18 protein-coding genes and 1 tRNA gene are annotated in these 14,776 nt (G+C 56.4%); 6 read left to right on the forward strand and 13 right to left on the reverse strand.

Annotated features, from left to right (window positions below; genetic code table 11):
- Nucleotides 1-1,173, forward strand: coding sequence for a 4-hydroxybenzoate 3-monooxygenase (gene pobA, locus U5L73_RS01175; protein ID WP_322560648.1), 1,173 nt, complete (start codon nucleotides 1-3; stop codon nucleotides 1,171-1,173).
- 92 nt (nucleotides 1,174-1,265) lie between these two features.
- Nucleotides 1,266-2,504: an EAL and HDOD domain-containing protein gene (locus U5L73_RS01180; protein WP_322560649.1), complete on the forward strand. Its 1,239-nt coding sequence runs from the start codon at nucleotides 1,266-1,268 to the stop codon at nucleotides 2,502-2,504.
- A 74-nt stretch (nucleotides 2,505-2,578) separates the two neighbouring features.
- Here the strand turns inward: U5L73_RS01180 and U5L73_RS01185 are convergent.
- A tRNA-Arg gene (locus U5L73_RS01185) sits at nucleotides 2,579-2,654 on the reverse strand.
- 88 nt (nucleotides 2,655-2,742) lie between these two features.
- Between U5L73_RS01185 and U5L73_RS01190 the strand changes: the two genes are divergently transcribed.
- Nucleotides 2,743-3,267 (forward strand): c-type cytochrome, encoded by a 525-nt coding sequence (locus tag U5L73_RS01190; RefSeq protein ID WP_322560650.1) that lies wholly within the window; start codon nucleotides 2,743-2,745, stop codon nucleotides 3,265-3,267.
- A 100-nt stretch (nucleotides 3,268-3,367) separates the two neighbouring features.
- Here U5L73_RS01190 and U5L73_RS01195 read toward each other — a convergent pair whose 3' ends face one another.
- Genes U5L73_RS01195 through U5L73_RS01205 form a run of 3 tightly spaced genes read right to left on the reverse strand, consistent with a single transcriptional unit; the run spans nucleotide 3,368 to nucleotide 5,383 of the window.
- The gene (locus U5L73_RS01195; protein WP_322560651.1) at nucleotides 3,368-3,904 is read right to left on the reverse strand and encodes a DUF2946 family protein; all 537 of its coding nucleotides are present in this window, start codon (nucleotides 3,902-3,904) and stop codon (nucleotides 3,368-3,370) included.
- Complete coding sequence (locus tag U5L73_RS01200; protein WP_322560652.1) at nucleotides 3,897-4,889, reverse strand: YheT family hydrolase; 993 nt, start codon at nucleotides 4,887-4,889, stop codon at nucleotides 3,897-3,899. The genes U5L73_RS01195 and U5L73_RS01200 overlap by 8 nt, the downstream gene beginning before the upstream one ends.
- A gap of 38 nt (nucleotides 4,890-4,927) precedes the next feature.
- A complete protein-coding gene (locus U5L73_RS01205) occupies nucleotides 4,928-5,383 on the reverse strand; it encodes a YybH family protein (RefSeq protein WP_322560653.1) in 456 nt (151 codons plus the stop codon).
- A gap of 79 nt (nucleotides 5,384-5,462) precedes the next feature.
- Between U5L73_RS01205 and U5L73_RS01210 the strand changes: the two genes are divergently transcribed.
- The 3 genes from U5L73_RS01210 to U5L73_RS01220 are packed head-to-tail and all read left to right on the forward strand — an operon-like array spanning nucleotide 5,463 to nucleotide 7,529.
- Complete coding sequence (locus U5L73_RS01210; protein WP_322560654.1) at nucleotides 5,463-6,095, forward strand: LemA family protein; 633 nt, start codon at nucleotides 5,463-5,465, stop codon at nucleotides 6,093-6,095.
- Between the two features lies 1 nt (nucleotide 6,096).
- The gene (locus tag U5L73_RS01215) at nucleotides 6,097-7,014 is read left to right on the forward strand and encodes a TPM domain-containing protein (RefSeq protein ID WP_322560655.1); all 918 of its coding nucleotides are present in this window, start codon (nucleotides 6,097-6,099) and stop codon (nucleotides 7,012-7,014) included.
- Complete coding sequence (locus tag U5L73_RS01220; RefSeq protein WP_322560656.1) at nucleotides 7,014-7,529, forward strand: TPM domain-containing protein; 516 nt, start codon at nucleotides 7,014-7,016, stop codon at nucleotides 7,527-7,529. The genes U5L73_RS01215 and U5L73_RS01220 overlap by 1 nt, the downstream gene beginning before the upstream one ends.
- A gap of 58 nt (nucleotides 7,530-7,587) precedes the next feature.
- Here the strand turns inward: U5L73_RS01220 and U5L73_RS01225 are convergent, their stop codons facing one another.
- Genes U5L73_RS01225 through U5L73_RS01265 form a run of 9 tightly spaced genes read right to left on the reverse strand, consistent with a single transcriptional unit; the run spans nucleotide 7,588 to nucleotide 14,683 of the window.
- Entirely contained in the window at nucleotides 7,588-8,004 is a 417-nt protein-coding gene (locus U5L73_RS01225; protein WP_322560657.1) for a F0F1 ATP synthase subunit epsilon, read from the reverse strand.
- 3 nt (nucleotides 8,005-8,007) lie between these two features.
- Nucleotides 8,008-9,408 carry a F0F1 ATP synthase subunit beta gene (gene atpD / locus U5L73_RS01230; RefSeq protein WP_296511072.1) on the reverse strand — a complete coding sequence of 467 codons (1,401 nt, stop codon included), beginning with the start codon at nucleotides 9,406-9,408 and terminating at the stop codon, nucleotides 8,008-8,010.
- A 29-nt stretch (nucleotides 9,409-9,437) separates the two neighbouring features.
- Nucleotides 9,438-10,322 carry a F0F1 ATP synthase subunit gamma gene (gene atpG / locus U5L73_RS01235; protein ID WP_322560658.1) on the reverse strand — a complete coding sequence of 295 codons (885 nt, stop codon included), beginning with the start codon at nucleotides 10,320-10,322 and terminating at the stop codon, nucleotides 9,438-9,440.
- A gap of 27 nt (nucleotides 10,323-10,349) precedes the next feature.
- Nucleotides 10,350-11,903 carry a F0F1 ATP synthase subunit alpha gene (gene atpA / locus U5L73_RS01240; protein ID WP_310342381.1) on the reverse strand — a complete coding sequence of 518 codons (1,554 nt, stop codon included), beginning with the start codon at nucleotides 11,901-11,903 and terminating at the stop codon, nucleotides 10,350-10,352.
- Nucleotides 11,904-11,951: 48 nt separating this feature from the next.
- Nucleotides 11,952-12,482, reverse strand: coding sequence for a F0F1 ATP synthase subunit delta (locus tag U5L73_RS01245; protein WP_322560659.1), 531 nt, complete (start codon nucleotides 12,480-12,482; stop codon nucleotides 11,952-11,954).
- 9 nt (nucleotides 12,483-12,491) lie between these two features.
- On the reverse strand, nucleotides 12,492-12,962 hold the full coding sequence (locus tag U5L73_RS01250; protein WP_322560660.1) for a F0F1 ATP synthase subunit B: 471 nt from the start codon (nucleotides 12,960-12,962) through the stop codon (nucleotides 12,492-12,494).
- A 36-nt stretch (nucleotides 12,963-12,998) separates the two neighbouring features.
- Nucleotides 12,999-13,244 carry a F0F1 ATP synthase subunit C gene (atpE, locus tag U5L73_RS01255; protein ID WP_322560661.1) on the reverse strand — a complete coding sequence of 82 codons (246 nt, stop codon included), beginning with the start codon at nucleotides 13,242-13,244 and terminating at the stop codon, nucleotides 12,999-13,001.
- A gap of 47 nt (nucleotides 13,245-13,291) precedes the next feature.
- The gene (gene atpB / locus U5L73_RS01260; RefSeq protein WP_322560662.1) at nucleotides 13,292-14,170 is read right to left on the reverse strand and encodes a F0F1 ATP synthase subunit A; all 879 of its coding nucleotides are present in this window, start codon (nucleotides 14,168-14,170) and stop codon (nucleotides 13,292-13,294) included.
- A gap of 12 nt (nucleotides 14,171-14,182) precedes the next feature.
- Nucleotides 14,183-14,683 carry an ATP synthase subunit I gene (locus U5L73_RS01265; protein WP_322560663.1) on the reverse strand — a complete coding sequence of 167 codons (501 nt, stop codon included), beginning with the start codon at nucleotides 14,681-14,683 and terminating at the stop codon, nucleotides 14,183-14,185.
- Nucleotides 14,684-14,776 lie beyond the last annotated feature (93 nt).

The raw sequence follows: 14,776 nt of genomic DNA on the forward strand, positions 1-14,776 counted from the left end.
ATGCGGACACAAGTGGCAATCATTGGCGCAGGCCCATCGGGCTTGTTATTGGGACAACTCCTGCACAAAGCAGGCATCGACACCGTCATCATTGAGCGGCAGAGTGCGGACTATGTGCGCTCGCGCATTCGAGCCGGCGTGTTGGAACAAGTCACCACAGATCTACTCGACGAGGCCGGCGTGGGCACGCGCATGCACCAGGAAGGATTACCCCACACGGGTTTCGATTTGCTGTTTGGCGGAGAACGCCACCGGATCGACCTTCGGGCTTTGACGGGTGGGCAGCAGGTCATGGTCTATGGCCAAACCGAGGTCACCCGCGATTTGATGGCTGCTCGTGCTGCCGCGGGACTCAAGACAGTCTACGAGGCCAAAGATGTCTCGATTCACGACTACGACACTGCACACCCCCAGGTGCGCTACCAAGAAGACGGTCAATGGCAAACCTTGGACTGCGACTTCATCGCCGGATGTGATGGCTTCCATGGCGTTTGCCGTGCGAGCCTTCCTCCCGGTGCCGTGACCGAATACGAAAAGGTGTACCCCTTCGGCTGGCTGGGCCTGCTGGCTGACACCCCGCCGGTCCACCATGAACTGATTTACGCCAACAGCGAACGGGGATTTGCCTTGTGCTCTCAGCGCAGCATGACGCGGAGCCGTTACTACCTGCAGGTGCCCTTGACTGACAAGGTCGAAAATTGGTCGGATGACGCGTTTTGGAATGAGTTGCGCCTGCGACTCGACCCGCACGCGGCCGAGACACTGATCACCGGCCCCTCGCTGGAGAAGAGCATTGCTCCATTGCGCAGCTTTGTGGCGGAGCCCATGCGGTTCGGCCGACTTTTCCTCGCCGGCGATGCGGCGCACATCGTCCCCCCTACCGGCGCGAAGGGCCTGAACCTCGCCGCCACAGACGTCAAGTACCTGTCCACGGCGCTGATTGAGTACTTTACCGAGCGATCCTCAGCAGGTATTGACCACTACTCGCAACGCTGCTTGGCCAGAATCTGGAAGGGCGAGCGCTTCTCCTGGTGGTTCACCAGCTTGATGCACCGGTTCTCTGCCGATGGTGCCATCGGGCAGAAGCTGCAAAACGCAGAGTTGGATTATCTGGTGCAGTCCCAAGCCGCGTCTACAGCGCTTGCAGAAAACTATGTGGGGTTACCCTTGTAGCCCTACCGCACCGCTGGTTGCGCACGTACCTGACTTGTCAGTGCAAAGGGTCTACGTTAGCCTCGTGTGGTCACGCATCGACCACCCTTCGCATGAATGAGCAACCTACCCCGCTGCCGGAGTTGTTAGACAAAATGTCGATCGCCCGGCAGCCCATCGTCAGTCCTGAGCGATCGGTGCTGGCGTACCAACTGTTCAACCGCTCGACCCGGGCGAACGAGCACTCAGAGGCCAGCGATCTGGCGCTGGCTCTGCACGCAGTTGCCCAAAGCGGTGCACCATTTTCAACACAGAAGCACGACATCTTCATCCACTCGGTTCACAAAGGGCTGACCGGCCAGCAGTGGGATTTTTTACCCCCGACCCGCACGGTGGTGGAGGTCGGCCCTGCACCGCACCACAGCGCTGACTTTGTGCAGGCGCTGGTGCCGGCACTCCAAGCGCTCAAAGCGCGCGGCTTTCGCTTAGCCTTCAAACATAGCGTGGTGGCACCCGTGTACAAGCCATGGCAAGGCTTGGCGGACTTCGTGAAACTCGATGTCGGACGCATCGAGCCGGCGCAATACAAGCCACTGGTGCAAGCGACCAGAGTAAGAACTAACGCCGTGTTGATTGCCGAGAAGATAGAGCGTCAAACGCAGTTTGAAAGCATGCTGGCGTTGGGCGTGACTGAATTCCAAGGCTACTGGCTCTCCGTGCCCGAGACCACCCAATCCAAAGTGCTAACCCCTGCGCAGGCCAGCGCGATACACCTATTTCAATTACTCAGATCCGGCGCGGAGCTGGACGAGGTAGAAACTGCCCTCAAAAAGGATGCTGGTCTGGGCGTGAGCCTGCTGCGAATCATCAACGCCGCCAGTACCGGGTTGCCTCAAAAAGTCACGTCGTTGCGGCAGGCCGTGATGTTGATCGGCTACGAGCGGCTGGTTCGCTGGTCAGCCCTCGTGCTCACCAACACCAGCGCACATGCCAGCATTCCGGGTACTGCGGCTGTCGTTCGTGGCCGCATGATGGAGCTGCTCGCGCTCCAACAAAGTGGCGTAGAAACCGCCGATTCTGCTTTTTTGGTGGGCCTGCTGTCACAGCTCGACACGCTACTGGGTAGACCGATGCCGGAGCTGCTGGCGCAATTGGCATTGGATGAAAGCGTGGCAGAAACCCTGCTGACAGGTCAAGGCGCTTTTGGGAATCTGCTGGCCTTGGTCTGCGCGTGTGAGTCAGACGAGGACACAGAATTCAGTCACGCGTTTGCAAGACTTCCCTTCACCTTGAAGCAAGTCAACATTGCGCACATGGAGGCGTTGGTGTGGGCAGATAGCCTCACCGCTTGACTGATGTAACACCGTCTGTGGCTGCGCTTCGTGGAGCGCGGCGCTCAAAACAGTATGTTTTTGAAACGGAAAAATGGTGCGGCTGGCGGGGATCGAACCCACGACCCTTGGCTTCGGAGGCCAATACTCTATCCACTGAGCTACAGCCGCAAGAGTGCGTGGATTGTAGGTGGTTTCAGAAGGCCGACCGCTATAATTGCCAGCAGTTTGAAAGCCCCCGATTAATTTGAGGACACCCATGAGCGACAACAGCCAAGCAACTGCGCACGAAGAAGACCACACGGGCCCCGTCAAAACCCCCAAGCAATTGTTGTTGGCGGCTTTTTTCTCGTTTGTCATTCCGATCTTCGTGATCATTGGTTTGGTGTACTACGTGACCTCGGCCAACAAGCCTGCAGCAGGCTCTGTGAATGTAGAAAAGGCGACTGCCGAGCGCATTCAAAAAATCGGCATGGTAGAAATTCGCGATGCCAACCGCGAGATGAAGTCCGGTGAAGAAGTCTACAAAGCCCAATGCGCGGCTTGCCATGCAGTGGGCGCTGCCGGCGCGCCCAAGTTTGGCGATGCGGGTGCTTGGGGTGCACGGGTCAAGACAGGCTTCGATGCCCTGTACAACTCAGCCATCAAGGGCAAAGGCGCTATGGGAGCCCAAGCCGGCGGCGATTTTTCTGACTACGAAATTGGGCGTGCTGTCGTGTTCCTTGCGAACGCGGGTGGCGGCAAATTCGACGAGCCGAAGAAGCCAGAGCCAGAGGCGAAGTAATCTTTCGTCCCATAAAAAAAGCCGACGCAAGTCGGCTTTTTTGCTTCTAGCCCCCATAGGGATTGCGCACTCTGCTATTTATTTAATAGCAATATTCAAATCAAGCATGGGCAGCAAGCGGGCTGCGCACAAACCGGTAATGCGCAGCCAACCAGTCGCTGGTAATCTCGCTGGGCACCCACACACCCTGCTCCACATAGGCGGCTGCATGGGCCATATCCGCCGTGTGAACCAGTCCAACGCCCAATGTGGTTTGCAGGTACAGCAAGCCTTGCTCGTCGATATAGCTTTCCAGCACCGACACGGGCACTCCCGTATGGGCGCGAACCTGTCCGTCAGGTTGAATGCGCCAGATCCAGGGTGTGTGCATCAGCTCGACATACACCCGCTGCGGCCCATTCTGAAAGTACCAGCAACCCGCTGCATCGGCGGCATAGTTCCGTTGGATAAAGTCGATCAGTTTTTCATGCTGCAAGCGGCTTCCTCGTGCTTCCAAAACATGGGATACGAAGGCCCCACTGGCCTGCGCAGCGTCGTCCCGCAGGTACCAATCGCCACGTCCATCCAACCCTAGCCAGCCGTAGCAATCAGGCACGTTTGGCCACTTGGCCATGGCTTGTTTCACGATGTCATCCATGGGCGCACTCTCCGCCTGGCAATGCGGAAGCGAGCCAGTTGCCCACCGCCTCTGGCATGGTCCGTACATGACCCGGCACGTTTCCGTGTGGGAATCCGACATGGCCTCCATGCGCTGGTTGCCACAAGGTCACGAAGTCGCCTACATCCGCCTGAGAAGGAAGACTCCACGCAGGCACAAAAGGATCGTTGCGCGCATTGACAACGAGTGCAGGTATGCGGATGCGTGACAAGTGCGGCTTGGCGGAGCCACGGGCCCAATAGTCTTCGGTACTGCTGAAGCCGTGGAGGGGCGCAGTGAACAGATTGTCAAACTCGTAGAGGTCTTTGGCGGCGCGCAAGGCGTCGCCATCAAACAAGCCGGGGAATTGCGCCAGCTTTTGCAGCGCCTTGGGAACCATGGTGTTTAAGAACATGCGGGTGTACACCCACCGGTTGAAGCCGCGTCCGATGGCGTAGCCGCCTGCGGCAAGGTCGATGGGCGAACACACGGCCGCAACAGCTTGGGCCGTTTGGCCTGCTGTGTCACCGGCCTCTTCGGCCCATCGCAACAGGGCATTGCCGCCCAAGGACACGCCGGCTGCGATGATGGGGCCCTGATGGCGTTTGCGGAACTGGTCGAGGATCCAGCCTATTTCCTCATAGTCCCCGGAATGGTAGGCGCGGGGCGCCAGATTCAGTTCGCCGCTGCAGCCCCGGAAATGGGGCACAGCATAGGCATAGCCTTGCGCGCGCGCATAGTCCGCAAAGGCTTCTGCGTAATGGCTGCGCGAGCTTCCCTCGAGCCCGTGAAACAGCACCAGGAGCGGGCGCTCTGCCAGTGCTGGTGTGACCAGCCAATCCACATCCACAAAGTCTTGGTCGGGGGTACTCCAGCGCTCTCGGCGGTATTCCGGATGCGTGCCGAAGACGCGTCGCGAATACAGGGCTGGCCAGATGGTTTGGAGATTTCCACCCGGCAACCAGGCAGGCGCTACATAATTCATAGCGCTTGGCGCTTTATTCATGAGCGTGCTGCCGTTATTCAATGGAGAACCTGCGGAGGTTGATGGTGCTGGGCTGCATCTTCAGGGCTCCCCGGGCTCGCGTGGTGTACGACGAGCCGCCAGCCTTGCGGAGTCTTGTGGTACACGTTAGTAGCAACAAAATGCGCTTTGCTAGGGCCTTCGGGCGTAAGAATCTCCACGGTTTCCAGCACATGGTGAACCGCACTGGCCAGGGACTCCACCCGACGAATATGTTCCGGCTTCACATGGATAGCCCCTCCGTGCGCGAACATCGCCTCGAATGCGGCGCGAATCGCACCCACGCCGATCAATCGGGTACCACCGGGGTGGATACACGCGATGTCATCTTCGTCCGCCCAGCACGCCATCAGCTTGTCGATGTCGCCAAGCTGCATCGCTTCGTAAAAAGCGGCTTCTGTTTCATCGGGCGTTCCGCCAATAGCGGCGTGCATTTTTGCTGGGTTTTTAGGCATATTCACATTCTCGCGTATCTGTCATGGTCCCGAAGGGTCAGGGGACAGTAGGATGAGCACTTCAGTTCAGGAGTTTTTCATGGTGTATCGATACACGGCCCACAAAGGGAATTTGTTCGCACGGTTCACAGCATGTGCAGCCGCACTCGGCTTCGCGCTGGTTTTGGCAGGCTGTGGGTACAACGAGTTTCAGCGCTTGGATGAACAGTCCAAGGCTGCGTGGAGCGAAGTGCTCAACCAATACCAGCGGCGCGCTGATCTGGTTCCCAACATCGTGGCCACCGTGAAGGGGGAAGCCGCTTTCGAGCAGGACACCCTTACCAAAGTGGTAGAGGCTCGCGCAAAGGCAACCAGCATGCAGGTGACTCCCGAGACTTTGGATAACCCGGAGGCCTTTTCCAAGTTTCAGAAGGCCCAGGGCGAACTGGGTGGAGCTTTGAGCCGACTGCTGGTAGTGAGCGAGCAGTATCCCAACTTGAAGGCGAACCAAGGCTTCAGTGATCTGCGTGTCCAATTGGAGGGTACCGAAAACCGCATCACGGTGGCCCGTAATCGCTACATCCAAAGTGTGCAGGACTACAACATCCTGGCGCGTAGCTTTCCTAGCAACCTCACGGCGTCCGTCCTGGGTTATCAGCCAAAACCCACTTTAGGGGTGGCGAATGAAGCCGCCATCACCGTGCCGCCGACCGTGGACTTCGAGAAAAAATAGAATGGAACTGTGGAACCGATGGTCGCGTGGCCTCGTTGCCTTGCTATCCGGCATGGTGATGTGGGGCGCCGGGCTGGGGTCGCATGCCGCGGGTGTGATCGCCGTTCCTGCACTTCAGGCCCGGGTCACGGATACCAGTGGCACTTTACAAGCCGAGGAGATTCGGCAACTTGAAGCGGAGTTGGCTGCAATCGAGACCGATACAGGTAGCCAGTTAGTGATCTGGCTTCTGCCCAGCAGTGACGGCGAGGACATTGCGGCGTTGGCCAACAGGGTGGCTAATGAATGGAAGGTCGGCCGAAAGCTGGAGGGTGACGGCGTGCTGATCATCGTAGCCAAGAGCGACCGGCGAATTCGCATAGAGGTAGCCAAGGCTCTCGAAGGAGCCATTCCTGACGTGATGGCAGGGCGCGTGATCCAACAGCAAATGGCTCCACGTTTTGTGGAAGGGGACTACCTTGGCGGATTACGCAATGGCGTAGCGGCTTTGGCATCTTTGATCAAAGCGGAGGAGCTACCTGCCCCGCAACGGCCTTCTGGTTCCGGGGCACACGCGCAGAGCTTCAATTGGGTGGAACTTGGCGTATTTGTCTTCTTTGCCTCTGCAGTTGGAGGCACGATGGCACGGCGGGCCTTGGGTACTCGCCTCGGCTCTCTTGTGGTCGGTGTTTTATCAGCTGCATTGGTGTTTTATGTCACCCATTCGTGGCTGAGCTGCTTACTTGCAGGCTTGGGCGGCTTTATGCTTTCACTCTTGATGAGTCGCGCTAGCACCAGATCTATGGGTCACCATGCATCTGGCTTGTCTTTTGGCACCGGCACCACCTTCGGGCACGATGCGGGCGGCTCCTCTGCCGGCAACCACAGATCGGGCGGCGGCGGCAATTTTGGCGGTGGTGGCGCCTCAGGAGGTTGGTAATGGAAATCCGCCTGCTTCGATGGATTAGACATCGCTGGTTTGACGACGCAGCCCTTCGTCTTCCGCATGGGATTGTCGAGCGCTTGGCCGAAGGAATTCGGCATTGTGAGCAGGGTCACAGCGCACAGGTTAGCTTACATATCGAAAGTTCTTTGCCAACTTCCTACATGTGGCGCAAGCAAGAAATGTCGGCACTGGTAGAAATGCGTGCAAAGGATTTGTTTGCAGCCAAAGGTATTTGGGATACCGAAGAAAACAATGGCCTGCTCATCTATCTTTGTCTAGCCGAGCGCTCCGTGGAGTTTGTCTTTGATCGCGCAGTACAACGTGTTATTGCTGCCGCCGAGTGGGAGTCAATGCTGTCTCGAATGGCACAACATGTGCAATCAAGCGAAATTGAAGTGGGCATGCTCAAGTTGCTGGATGAGATGTCGACGTTGCTGGCCGAACACTTTCCCGTCACTCAAGGTAGAACATTGACGAACGAGATCAGCGACACACCTACCCTCCAGTAGTGATGTTCAGCCCATAAAAAAAGCCACCCTGGGGTGGCTTTTGATCGAGTAGCAGCGCTTATTTCTTCTTCAAGAATCTGCGAGCTGCAACCATTTCGGCTGCCATCACAGCGATTTCAGATTGGATACGCGCAATATCAATCTCGCTCTTTGCGTTCTTCAGGGCTTCTTCAGCGGCAGCCTTTGCTGCGTTGGCCTTCTCTTCGTCCAAGTCCTTGCCACGAATCGCTGTGTCAGACAACACAGTGACGCAGTTCGGCTGAACCTCCAAAATGCCACCGGCTACGAACACGAACTCTTCAGTTCCATCGGCCTTCTCGATACGCACCGAGCCGGGCTTGATGCGTGTGATCAGAGGCGTGTGGCGGGGCTTGATGCCCAGCTCGCCATTTTCACCAGGAAGCGCCACGAAGACGGCTTCACCGGAGAAGATGGACTCTTCTGCACTGACCACATCCACGTGGATGGTGTTCATGACTTAAACTTTCTTGGCTTTTTCGAACGCTTCGTCGATGGTTCCCACCATGTAGAAAGCTTGTTCGGGCAAATGATCGCATTCACCGCCGACAATCATCTTGAAGCCGCGGATGGTTTCAGACAAAGGAACATACTTACCGGGAGAACCGGTAAACACTTCGGCCACGTGGAAAGGCTGGCTCAAGAAACGCTGAATCTTACGGGCACGGGCAACCGCCAATTTGTCTTCGGGAGCCAAATCGTCCATACCCATGATCGCGATGATGTCGCGCAACTCACGATAACGCTGCAAAGTACCCTGTACCGCACGTGCAGTGTTGTAGTGGTCTTCGCCCACCACCAAAGGATCGAGCTGACGGCTGGTCGAATCCAAAGGATCCACCGCTGGGTAGATACCCAAAGAAGCGATGTCGCGGGACAACACCACAGTGGAGTCCAAGTGAGCAAACGTGGTCGCAGGCGATGGATCGGTCAAGTCATCGGCAGGCACGTAAACGGCTTGGATGGAAGTGATGGAACCCACTTTGGTGGAGGTAATACGCTCTTGCAGACGGCCCATTTCTTCGGCCAAGGTGGGCTGGTAACCCACAGCAGAAGGCATACGACCCAACAGCGCGGACACTTCGGTACCGGCCAAGGTGTAGCGGTAGATGTTGTCCACGAAGAACAAAACGTCTTTACCTTCATCACGGAAGGACTCAGCGATGGTCAGACCGGTCAAGGCCACGCGCAAACGGTTGCCCGGTGGCTCGTTCATCTGGCCGTACACCATCGCCACTTTGGACTCTGGCAGATCTTCCAAGTTCACAACGCCGGAATCGGCCATCTCGTGATAAAAGTCGTTCCCTTCACGGGTGCGCTCACCCACACCGGCAAACACGGACAAGCCGCTGTGCGCCTTAGCGATGTTGTTGATCAGTTCCATCATGTTCACCGTCTTGCCCACACCGGCTCCACCGAACAGACCGACCTTACCGCCCTTAGCGAACGGGCATACCAAGTCAATCACCTTGATGCCGGTTTCGAGCAATTCTTGCGAGGGGCTCAGCTCGTCATAAGACGGGGCCTTGCGGTGAATCGACGCTGTGTGATCTTGGCTCACAGGGCCACGTTCGTCGATGGGCGAACCCAGCACGTCCATGATGCGACCCAAAGTGGCCTTGCCCACTGGCACCGTGATTTGTGCGCCGGTGTTGTACACCACCAGACCGCGACGCAGGCCGTCCGAAGAGCCCAGCGCGATGGTGCGCACTACGCCGTCACCGAGCTGCTGCTGCACTTCGAGGGTCAGCGGCGAGCCTTCCATCTTGAGAGCGTCATACACACGGGGCATCTGGTCGCGTGGAAACTCCACATCCACCACCGCGCCGATACATTGAACAATTTTTCCTTGGGCTTGCATTTTTTCGCTCCAATAATTTCTGAATTCGCTTAGCCGCTGATGGCAGCTGCGCCTGACACGATTTCAGACAGCTCTTTGGTAATTGCGGCCTGACGGGTCTTGTTGTAAACGAGCTTGAGCTCGGCAATGACGTTACCGGCATTGTCAGTGGCTGCCTTCATGGCAACCATCCGTGCTGCGTGCTCCGATGCCATATTCTCTGCGAGTGCCTGGAATACCAGCGCTTCCACGTAGCGGACCAGCAAGTCGTCAATCACAGTAGGTGCATCGGGCTCATACAGATAATCCCAAGCGTGTTGGCTTCCGTCAGCCTTGGTATCTGCCGCCATTTGGGCTGTCGACAAAGGAAGCAACTGCTCCACTACCGGTTCCTGCCGCATGGTGCTGACAAACTTGTTGTAGCAGACATGGACAGCGCTGACTTCGCCCTTCACGTAAGCATCGATCAACACCTTGACAGGCCCGATCAGCTTGTCAAGGTGAGGACGATCACCCAAATGGGTCACGTGAGACACCACTTGAGCACCCACACGATTCAAAAAACCCAAGCCCTTGGTTCCAATCGCAACTGCTTTCGCGGTCTTGCCGGCAGCCTGCGCTTCGCGCAGCTGGCCGGTAACTTGGCGCAACAGGTTGGTATTGAGACCGCCACACAGTCCTTTGTCCGTGGTGACCACAATCAGACCCACGGCTTTCGCATCGTTGGTCTTCATGAAGTCGTGTACGTACTCAGGGTTGGCTTGTCCCAGATGGGTTGCAATGTCCCGGATCTTTGTGCTGTAAGGGCGGGCAGCGCGCATACGCTCCTGCGCCTTGCGCATTTTGGAGACCGAGATCATTTCCATGGCCTTGGTGATCTTCTTGGTGTTCTCCACCGATTTGATCTTTGTGCGTAGTTCCTTGCCTGCTGCCATCAATGGCTCCTTGTGATCAGGTGGAAATCAAGCAAAAGTCTTCTTGAACGCGGCCACAGCAGCAGTCAATTCAGCTTCAGCGTCCTTGTCCAGGGCCTTGGTGTCTTCCACCTTGGCCAACAGGGCTGCGTGCTTGTCCTTGAGGTAGGCATGAAGGCCGTGCTCGAAAGCGAGGATCTTCTTGACTTCCACATCATCCATGAATCCCTTGTTCACGGCGAACAGCGAGGCGCTCATGATGCTGATGGACTGGGGGCTGTATTGCTTTTGCTTCAGCAGCTCAGTCACGCGGGCACCGCGGTCCAACTGCTTGCGGGTAGCCTCGTCCAGATCAGAGGCGAACTGGGCAAACGCAGCCAATTCGCGATACTGAGCCAAATCGTTGCGGATACCGCCGGACTGCCCTTTGACAACCTTGGTCTGAGCGGCAGAACCCACGCGGGACACCGAGATACCAGCGTTGATCGCGGGGCGGACGCCTGCATTGAACAACGAAGTTTCCAAGAAGATCTGGCCGTCGGTGATCGAGATAACGTTGGTAGGCACGAAAGCGGACACGTCACCGGCTTGAGTTTCGATGATAGGCAGAGCGGTCAGAGAACCGGTCTTGCCCTTCACTGCGCCCTTGGTGAAAGCTTCCACGTACTCGGCGTTGACACGCGCTGCACGCTCCAGCAAACGGCTGTGGAGATAAAACACGTCGCCGGGGTAGGCTTCGCGTCCTGGTGGGCGGCGCAACAGCAAAGACACTTGACGGTAGGCGACGGCTTGCTTGGACAAATCGTCATACACGATCAGGGCGTCTTCGCCACGGTCGCGGAAGTATTCGCCCATGGTGCAACCGGAGTACGCAGACACGTACTGCATCGCAGCAGATTCAGAAGCCGACGCAGCCACCACGATGGTGTACTCCATCGCACCAGCTTGCTCCAAGGCGCGCACCACGTTTTTGATCGAAGAAGCCTTTTGGCCGATCGCAACGTAGACGCAGGTCATGTTCTGACCCTTCTGGTTGATGATGGCATCGATAGCCACGGCAGTCTTGCCGGTCTGGCGGTCGCCAATGATCAATTCGCGCTGGCCGCGGCCGACAGGAACCATAGAGTCGATGGACTTCAGGCCGGTCTGCATGGGCTGATCCACGGATTTACGGGCGATCACACCAGGTGCCACCTTTTCAATCACGTCAGTCATCTTGGCGTTGATGGGGCCTTTGCCGTCGATGGGCTGGCCCAAGGCGTTGACCACACGGCCTTTGAGCTCGGGGCCCACGGGCACTTCCAAAATGCGGCCGGTGCACTTGACCGTGTCGCCTTCGGAGATGTGCTCGTACTCGCCCAAAATCACGGAACCAACCGAGTCACGCTCAAGATTCAGAGCCAGACCGTAGGTAGGCAAGCCGTCAGAGCCAGCGGGGAACTCCAGCATTTCACCTTGCATCACGTCAGACAGACCGTGGATGCGGCAGATGCCGTCGGTCACAGAGACCACGGTGCCTTGGTTGCGGATGTCTGCGCTGGCAGACAAACCGTCAATACGGCTCTTGATCAATTCAGAAATTTCTGCGGGATTGAGTTGCATGACTCTTTCCTTCTTTCTTTGGTTGGGCTGTCAGCAAAAGGCAATGCCTTAGGCTGATAGAGCCACTTTCATTTGTTCGAGACGAGCTTTGACAGATGTATCAAGGACTTCGTCACCCACCACCACACGGACACCGCCGATCAGTTCAGCGTCCAACTTAACAGTGACGTTAAGTTTGCGGCCGAATCGCTTCTCGAGAGAAGCGGCGACTTCCGTCAATGCAGCTGCATCGATCGGGAAAGCGCTGAATACAACGGCATCAGAAAAGCCGCCTTGGGCGTTCTTCAGTGCACGGAACTGGGCTGCGATTTCAGGTAGCGCCGCAAGGCGTCCGTTATCGATCACAGTGCGCAGGAAGTTTTTTCCTTGCTCAGGCAAAGCAGCTTTGATCACACCAGCGACCAGATCAAAGACCTGTGCATTGGTGCTGTGGGGATTGCCGGCAAACTGCTGGAGTTGGCTGTTACACGCAACTTCAGCAAGCTCGTCCAGCCACACTGCTGCAGCGTTCAGATCCGCTTGAGCAGCCTTGTACAAAGCTTCGGCATAGGGCCTGGCGATGGTGGCAAGTTCAGCCATGTGATTCCCTTACAGCTCGGTCTTCAAGCGCGACAGCAAATCAGAGTGAACGCTTGCGTTGACTTCTTTGCGCAAAATCTGCTCAGCACCTTTGACGGCTAAAGCAGCGACTTGATCGCGCAAGGTGTCACGAGCCTTCACAGACTGCTGCTCAGCTTCGGCTTTCGCCGCAGCAATGATGCGAGCACCCTCTTCCGAGGCGCGAGCCTTGGCTTCGTCGACGATCGCTTGAGCGCGACGCTCAGCATCCGCCAAGCGGGAAGCAGTTTCGTTACGCGAAGTTGCCAATTCAGCTTCTACGCGCTTGTTGGCAGAAGCCAGTTCAGCTTTTGCCTTGTCGGCGGCAGCGAGGCCGTCGGCGATTTTCTGTGCCCGCTCGTCCAGCGCTTTTGTGATCGGGGGCCACACGAATTTCATCGTGAACCACACCAGGATCGCAAAAACGATAGCCTGCAGAAACAGGGTAGCGTTAATGTTCACTGTTTGATTCCTTCTCTAACGTGAAGGGGCCGTTGATTAGCCAACGAACGGGTTTGCGAATGCGAACAACAGAGCGATAGCAACACCGATCAGGAACGCAGCGTCGATCAGACCAGCCAAGATGAACATCTTGGTTTGCAGTTCGTTCATCAATTCAGGTTGACGAGCAGAAGATTCCAGGAACTTGCCACCCATCAAAGCGATACCGATGGAGGCACCAATCGCGCCCAAACCAACAATGAAAGCACAAGCCAACGCTACCAAACCGTTAATGTTTTCCATGAAATGCTCCTAAAAGAAAAAAAGAAAAAGTGAAAAAGAAAAAATCATCAATGTGCGTCGTGCGCTTGACCGGTGTAGATCAGCGTCAACATCATAAAGATGAAGGCTTGCAGGGTGATCACGAGGATGTGAAACAGTGTCCACACAGTTCCGGCGATGACATGACCAATGGCCAAACCAACTCCGGTTGCTGACAGCGCCCAGCCACCACCCATCAGAGCGATCAACATGAACACCAACTCACCTGCAAACATGTTGCCAAACAGTCGCATTCCGTGCGAAACCGTTTTGGCAATGTATTCAATTACCTGCATCAAGAAGTTGATCGGATACAGGATCCAGTGATCGCCGAACGGTGCGGCAACGAGTTCATGCGCCCAGCCGCCAAGACCCTTAATCTTGATGTTGTAAACCAAACACACAAACAACACCGACACCGACAGACCCAAGGTGGTAGACAAGTCCGCCGTCGGAACCACGCGCATGTAGTCCTTGAACCCCATCGCTGGGCCGGCTGTGTGCCAGATTTGAGGGATCAAATCGACAGGCAACATGTCCATTGCATTCATCAGGAAGATCCAGACAAACACGGTCAGAGCCAATGGAGAAATGACCTTGCGGCTTTTCGCGTTGTGGATCACGCCTTTGGCCTGCGTCTCTACCATTTCGGAGAGGATTTCAACAGCAGCTTGGAATCGCCCGGGAACGCCAGACGTGGCTTTGCGCGCGCCGTTCCACAGGAAGAAACAGCCCAACACACCCAAGATCAACGAAAAGACGACAGAGTCTAGGTTGAAGACGCTGAAATCAACAATGCTCGTTTGCTTGACGCTCTCGAAATCAAAGTTTTTCTGCAGATGCTGCAGGTGGTGCTGGATGTACTCACCGGCAGAGGGGGCATGGGTTTCAGCGTTGTCAGAAGCCATATGTCACCAAAGTCAAATAATTTCAGTGGAATGCTTGCGCTTGGATTGCAGCCAAGCGGCCACCCAATACACCTTCATCGCCACCACGAAGCCAGCCACAAGTGCCAACCAATTCAGCTCGGGAACCAGCTTGGGCGCAGCCAGCAGCATCGCTACCGTCAGCACAACCTTCACCACCTCCCAAACCACAAAACCTAAAAATGCCGCCCCGGAATCTTTGAGCATCACCTGCTTGCGGAGGCCTCGAGCCAAAACCGCGGCAGGAATCATTACCGCCAAAGACCCATACAACACAGACAAGCCAACGACCTGTCCAAAACCCAGCCAAGCAATCACCACTGCGACTACGGCAGCAACACATTGCATACCGATTACTCGCCACGGAGATACCGGAGGATTGCGTTGGCGCCACTGATGGGCCTCGGCTGCTGTCAAGGGCTTGAACTCATCCTCCAACACCCCATCTGGGTTGCCAGAGCTTGCGATAACAGAATTGTCGTGCGATGTTGTCATTGTCAAAAACGCCCGCGTCCTGTTACCCGGTTCGATGCACAGCCTCTGATTATACGTAGAAACCCGCTCAAGACTGCAATTGCGCAAAAACGG

This window comes from Rhodoferax sp. (assembly GCF_034520025.1).
In the GTDB taxonomy this organism is placed as follows: Bacteria; Pseudomonadota; Gammaproteobacteria; order Burkholderiales; family Burkholderiaceae_C; genus Allorhodoferax.

Excerpts from the sequence above, each read along its gene's own strand:
- pobA (WP_322560648.1), top strand. The coding sequence starts at position 1 with ATGCGGACACAAGTGGCAATCATTGGCGCAGGCCCATCGGGCTTGTTA.
- U5L73_RS01180 (WP_322560649.1), top strand. The coding sequence starts at position 1,266 with ATGAATGAGCAACCTACCCCGCTGCCGGAGTTGTTAGACAAAATGTCG.
- U5L73_RS01190 (WP_322560650.1), top strand. The coding sequence starts at position 2,743 with ATGAGCGACAACAGCCAAGCAACTGCGCACGAAGAAGACCACACGGGC.
- U5L73_RS01195 (WP_322560651.1), bottom strand. The coding sequence starts at position 3,904 with ATGGATGACATCGTGAAACAAGCCATGGCCAAGTGGCCAAACGTGCCT.
- U5L73_RS01200 (WP_322560652.1), bottom strand. The coding sequence starts at position 4,889 with ATGAATTATGTAGCGCCTGCCTGGTTGCCGGGTGGAAATCTCCAAACC.
- U5L73_RS01205 (WP_322560653.1), bottom strand. The coding sequence starts at position 5,383 with ATGCCTAAAAACCCAGCAAAAATGCACGCCGCTATTGGCGGAACGCCC.
- U5L73_RS01210 (WP_322560654.1), top strand. The coding sequence starts at position 5,463 with ATGGTGTATCGATACACGGCCCACAAAGGGAATTTGTTCGCACGGTTC.
- U5L73_RS01215 (WP_322560655.1), top strand. The coding sequence starts at position 6,097 with ATGGAACTGTGGAACCGATGGTCGCGTGGCCTCGTTGCCTTGCTATCC.
- U5L73_RS01220 (WP_322560656.1), top strand. The coding sequence starts at position 7,014 with ATGGAAATCCGCCTGCTTCGATGGATTAGACATCGCTGGTTTGACGAC.
- U5L73_RS01225 (WP_322560657.1), bottom strand. The coding sequence starts at position 8,004 with ATGAACACCATCCACGTGGATGTGGTCAGTGCAGAAGAGTCCATCTTC.
- atpD (WP_296511072.1), bottom strand. The coding sequence starts at position 9,408 with ATGCAAGCCCAAGGAAAAATTGTTCAATGTATCGGCGCGGTGGTGGAT.
- atpG (WP_322560658.1), bottom strand. The coding sequence starts at position 10,322 with ATGGCAGCAGGCAAGGAACTACGCACAAAGATCAAATCGGTGGAGAAC.
- atpA (WP_310342381.1), bottom strand. The coding sequence starts at position 11,903 with ATGCAACTCAATCCCGCAGAAATTTCTGAATTGATCAAGAGCCGTATT.
- U5L73_RS01245 (WP_322560659.1), bottom strand. The coding sequence starts at position 12,482 with ATGGCTGAACTTGCCACCATCGCCAGGCCCTATGCCGAAGCTTTGTAC.
- atpE (WP_322560661.1), bottom strand. The coding sequence starts at position 13,244 with ATGGAAAACATTAACGGTTTGGTAGCGTTGGCTTGTGCTTTCATTGTT.
- atpB (WP_322560662.1), bottom strand. The coding sequence starts at position 14,170 with ATGGCTTCTGACAACGCTGAAACCCATGCCCCCTCTGCCGGTGAGTAC.
- U5L73_RS01265 (WP_322560663.1), bottom strand. The coding sequence starts at position 14,683 with ATGACAACATCGCACGACAATTCTGTTATCGCAAGCTCTGGCAACCCA.